The sequence below is a fragment of the Streptomyces tardus genome, assembly GCF_018101125.2.
Lineage (GTDB): Bacteria > Actinomycetota > Actinomycetes > Streptomycetales > Streptomycetaceae > Streptomyces > Streptomyces tardus.
The window spans coordinates 4,868,873-4,873,523 of the sequence record NZ_JAELVF020000001.1 but is presented as its reverse complement, the minus strand read 5'-3'; the positions used below and the strand labels follow the sequence as shown (position 1 = coordinate 4,873,523).

Genomic DNA, 4,651 nt, shown 5'->3' with positions numbered 1-4,651 from the left:
CGGTCCAGATCGTCACTGCCGCAGCCGGGGTCGAGGGGCAGAGTGTCGTCGAGCGAGAGGAGCGCGCCGCGCCTCCGGTGCCGGGCACGGCTGCCCGCACCGGCTCCAGGAGAAACCCCTCGTGGTCGCCACCGTCCACGCCTCACACCGCGCCGACACACCAGGCCGCGGCCCCCTCCAGGACGGGCGCCCCGCCGGGGCCCGAACGCCACGGTGTACGGGCGAACTTGTCGGTCTCGCCGCCGAACAGGCGTGCCAGGTCGAGCCGTTCGGGGTCGAGCAGACGGACGCCGAGGTGGTCGGCGCGGTCGGCGACCCGCCAGGTGCGGTTGGCCCGGGAGAGCCAGACCGCGAAGCGCACCGGCCGCAGCGAGCACTGCCCGGCGAAACCGACCAGGCAACCGGCGCGCTCTCCCCCGGCTGCGGCAGTGACGATCTGGACCGGCTGGTCCAGCAGCGCGGCGTACGCCTGCGCGCTGCCCGAGACCTCCCGGCCTTCCGTGGGCCTTCCATCGGCGCCGCCCGGTGGATCCGGCACGCTACAACCTCCGGAGCGCGGGCAGGAGTTCGCGCTCGGCCCAGTCGATGAACGGCTGCTGGTGCGCTCCCCCGACCTGCACGAGGGCGATCTCGGTGAACCCGGCCGCCGCGTACGGCCGTACGGCCTCGACGAAGTCCGCCACCCTGTCTCCGCAGGGCACGGCGGCGGCGACGTCCTCGACGGTGACCTGCGCGGTCGCGCGGTCGAAGGCGACGGGCCCGGGCAGCTCGGAGTTGACCGGCCAGGCACCGAGCGCCCACCGGAACTGGTCGTGCGCGCGGGCGCGGGCCGCCTGCGGATCGGGGTCGTAGCAGACCGGGAGCTGGCCGACCCGGGCTTTGCCGGCGCCGCCCGCGCGGTCGAAGGACTCCAGCAGCTCGGCGCGCGGCTCGGTGGCGATGACGAGGTCTGCCACTCGTCCGGCGAGCTTCGCGGAGCGAGCGCCGGAGACGGCGAGGCCGATGGGCGGCAGTGTCTCGGGCAGGTCCCACAGCCGGGCGTTGTCGACGTCGAAGTGGGTGCCGCGGTGGTTGACGTTGCCGCCCTCGAAGAGCGCGCGGATGATCTCCACGGCTTCTTCGAGCATCTCCAGGCGGGTTTGGGCGGACGGCCAACCGCCGCCCACCACGTGCTCGTTGAGGTTCTCGCCGGAGCCGAGCCCGAGGCGGAACCGGCCCTCGGCCAAGAGCTGGGTGGTGGCTGCCTTCTGGGCGACGACCGCCGGGTGGTAGCGGGTCGTCGGGCAGGTCACGTACGTCATCAGCGGGATGCGGCTGGTGGCCTGGGCGGCGGCCCCGAGGACACTCCAGGCGTACGGCGCGTGCCCCTGCGAGGCGAGCCAGGGGAAGAAGTGGTCGGAGGTGACGGAGAAGTCGAAGCCGGCCTTCTCTGCCGCCACCACATGGGCGACGAGCTCACGCGGCCCGGCTTGCTCGGTCATCATCGTGTATCCGATTTGCACCATAGGTCCTGCTGTAGCCCGCTCCGACCCGAGTGAAACATCCCCTCCGGCGCCGGATCCCCGGCGTCGCCCAGCCAGCCACCCGGCCGCGAGCGGGGCCGTGGCGGCACCCTGGGCAGGGCACGGCGGACCCCGTATCTTGGGGCGACCCGAGGCATCTGCGCGCACCCCGTCCGCGACCGCACCGGCTACCCCGAGCAGGCGACATCGACATGAGCACTGAGCCCTCCGACCGCGAGCCCGCCGCCTGGAGCATCGGCGAGCTGGCCTCCTGGCTGGCCGGGGCCCCGCCCTCGTGCGGGCCGGTGCGACTGCTCGGCATCGACGGCCACGCGGGCTCCGGCAAGACGACGCTCGCCGCGCGACTGTCCACGCTGCTGGGAGGGGCGCCGGTGCTGCACCTGGACGACCTCAGTCGGCACGAGGAGCTCTTCGACTGGACCGAACGCCTCGGCGACCAGGTCGTCCGCCCGCTCTCCCGGGGACGCACCGCCCGGTACCAGGTGTACGACTGGGTGCACCGGCACGCGATCCACAGCGCCGAGCTGCCACCCGCCCCCGCGGTGCTGGTCGAGGGCGTCGGGGCCGGCCGGCGTGCACTGCGCCCCCATCTGTGCGCCGCGCTCTGGCTGGACCTGCCGCCGGAGACCGCCTGGGAGCGCGGCCTGCACCGGGACGGCGAGGAGCTGGCCGATTTCTGGCACGAGTGGGTGGCCGAGGAGCGAGCACACTTCGCCGACGACCCGACCCTGCCGTACGCGCGCTATCTGGTTCGCCAGTCGGACGGAGATTTTCGGGTTCTTCCGGGGCCCGCCCATCCGCTGCACGCCGTGCGCGTCGGGCCGTGACGGCCGCGGATCGGAGCGGCCCGGACACGGAGGCTCCACTACGGAGCGTGGTCAATCATCAGCTCCCCGTGGCGTATTCGGTGGCCAGGGCGCAGCACCCGCGAGCCGTTCCACGAGACACTGACTCTGGGTAGCGAAGTCCACTCTTCCGAGTGCAATCGTGATCGCGGCGGCTCAGGACCGGCAACGCGAAACGCCTGCTCCGGCCGCCTCATCCGGCCGGTCCTCGCACCACTGAGCACCCCGCCGGGCGGGTAACATGCCAGCACGCCGGGCCTTGAGGGTGCGTCAACAACCCTCCCTGGCACCGCTGTTGTACGCACCACCCGTGTGCTCACACGTGGTCGGTACCGGGTCGCCGGCGTGGGGGAGGTCCATGGATTTCGGCACGCACGACGCGCTCGAACCGTACGCTCCCGCCGATCTCGCCTGGCTGCGCGGAGTGGAGGCTTACACCATCGGCGGCTACACCCAGGCCGAGGAGGAGTTTCGCACCGCGGTCCGGCTCGACCCGGGCATGGCGGACGCCTGGCTGGGTTTGCACGCGCTGCGCGCGGACACCGTCACCGCGCTGCTGCGGATGTACGAGCACCGCGACCGCTTCGGCGAGCAGCGCTCCCGGCACCGCCGTACGTTCAACTCCTGGTACTGGCTGGGCTGGTGGGTCCAGCCGGTGCTGGAGTCGGGTCGGGATCTGCTGCTCGCGCACGCCTCGCACTGGCTGGACGGTCGCCATCTGGCCGAGCTGGACCGGGCGCTGGCCGGTTGCCCTCCGGTGGAGGCCGACGGCCAGGTGCGGTTTCTGCACGCCTGCCGCGCCTACCTCGCCAAGGACTGGGACACCCTGGTCGCGCACACCGAACCGCTGGTGGGCGACACGATCCTGGGAATCGAGGCGGGCCTGTTCGCCGGGATGGCCCGGGTCCGGCTGGAGATGTACGGCCAGGCGGAGCCGCTGTTGGCCTCCGCGCTGATGCGCTGCCGCAGCGAACAGCCCCAACGCAAGGAGCTGCGCTACTGGTTGGCGCGCGCCCGCGAGGGTACCGGGCGCAGCGCCGCCGCACTGCCGCTCTACCGCGCGGTGCACCGCGTCGACCCGGCGTTCATGGACACCGCTGCCCGGCTGACCGCCATCACCGACGCGGACGGCCTCGGGGACGCCCACGGCCTGGCCGCGGTCGCCATCGGCGGCTTCACCGGCGGCGTCAGCGCGGACGGCCCCGGCCCGGCACCGGGCGGGCCGCTCGACGGCGACGGGCTCGGCGGCGAGGGCGGCGACCGCATCGACAGCACGGACCGCTCCGCTCCGGGTGAGGGCACCGACCCCGGAGCGGACACCGTGCTGCTGCCCGGGGAGGGGCGCGGCGAGGCACCGCCCGCGCTCGCGGACGCGGTGCGGGAGAGATCCGCGCGGCTCTTCCCCGACCGGCAGGGCGGTGCGCAGCGCTGGCCCGCCGGCCCGGCCGATCCGGTGCTGCTCGGCCACGCCCTCGCCGAGCTGGAGCGGATGGTCGGGCTGGAACCGGTCAAGCGCCAAGTGCGGGCGCTGTCAGCCCAGTTGCACATGGCCCGGCTCCGCGCGGAGCAGGGGCTGCCGGTGCACCCGCCCAAGCGCCACTTCATCTTCTCCGGCCCGTCGGGCACCGGCAAGACGACTGTCGCCCGCATTCTGGGCCGGGTGTTCTACGCGCTGGGGCTGCTCGGCGGTGAGCATCTGGTGGAGGCGGGCCGGGCCGAGCTGGTCGGTGAGTTCCTCGGCCAGACCGCGGTCAAGGCCAACGAGCTCATCGACTCCGCGCTCGGCGGTGTCCTCTTCGTCGACGAGGCCTACAGCCTGGCCAACTCCGGCTACGCCAAGGGCGACGCGTACGGCGACGAAGCACTCCAGGTGCTGCTGAAGCGGGCCGAGGACAACCGCGACCGGCTGGTGGTGATCCTGGCCGGCTATCCCGAGGGCATGGACCGGCTGCTCGCGGTCAACCCCGGGCTCGGCTCCCGCTTCACGACCCGCATCGACTTCCCCAGCCACCGTCCGCTGGAGCTGACCTCGATCGGCGAGGTGCTGGCCGCCGACAGCAACGATCTGTGGGACGAGGAGTCGCTGGAGGAGTTGCGCAGCATCGCCGGACACGTGGTTGACCAGGGGTGGATCGACGAGCTGGGCAACGGCCGCTTCGTACGCACGCTCTACGAGAAGAGCTGCGCCTACCGCGATCTGCGGCTGGCCGGGTACGCGGGCGAGCCCTCGCGGGAGGATCTGGCGACGCTTCGGCTGCCCGATCTGATGCAGGCGTACGGCGA

General features: G+C 73.0%; 4 protein-coding genes. 2 read left to right on the top strand and 2 right to left on the bottom strand.

Translation table 11 applies throughout. The features are described 5' to 3' along the window. Window positions 1-142: 142 nt before the first annotated feature. Window positions 143-538 (bottom strand): flavin reductase family protein, encoded by a 396-nt coding sequence (locus JGS22_RS20920; protein ID WP_372454290.1) that lies wholly within the window; start codon window positions 536-538, stop codon window positions 143-145. Window position 539: 1 nt separating this feature from the next. After that, window positions 540-1,505, bottom strand: a complete 966-nt coding sequence (locus JGS22_RS20915; RefSeq protein ID WP_211043212.1) for a TIGR03557 family F420-dependent LLM class oxidoreductase — start codon at window positions 1,503-1,505, stop codon at window positions 540-542. Between the two features lie 209 nt (window positions 1,506-1,714). On the opposite strand from JGS22_RS20915, the gene JGS22_RS20910 reads away from it, so the two are divergent. Together JGS22_RS20910 and JGS22_RS20905 are read left to right on the top strand one after the other, a co-directional pair. Then, window positions 1,715-2,350, top strand: a complete 636-nt coding sequence (locus JGS22_RS20910) for a uridine kinase family protein (RefSeq protein ID WP_211043210.1) — start codon at window positions 1,715-1,717, stop codon at window positions 2,348-2,350. 376 nt (window positions 2,351-2,726) lie between these two features. Further along, window positions 2,727-4,651: AAA family ATPase (locus JGS22_RS20905; protein ID WP_216815054.1), on the top strand; the 1,925-nt coding region annotated here is incomplete at its 3' end.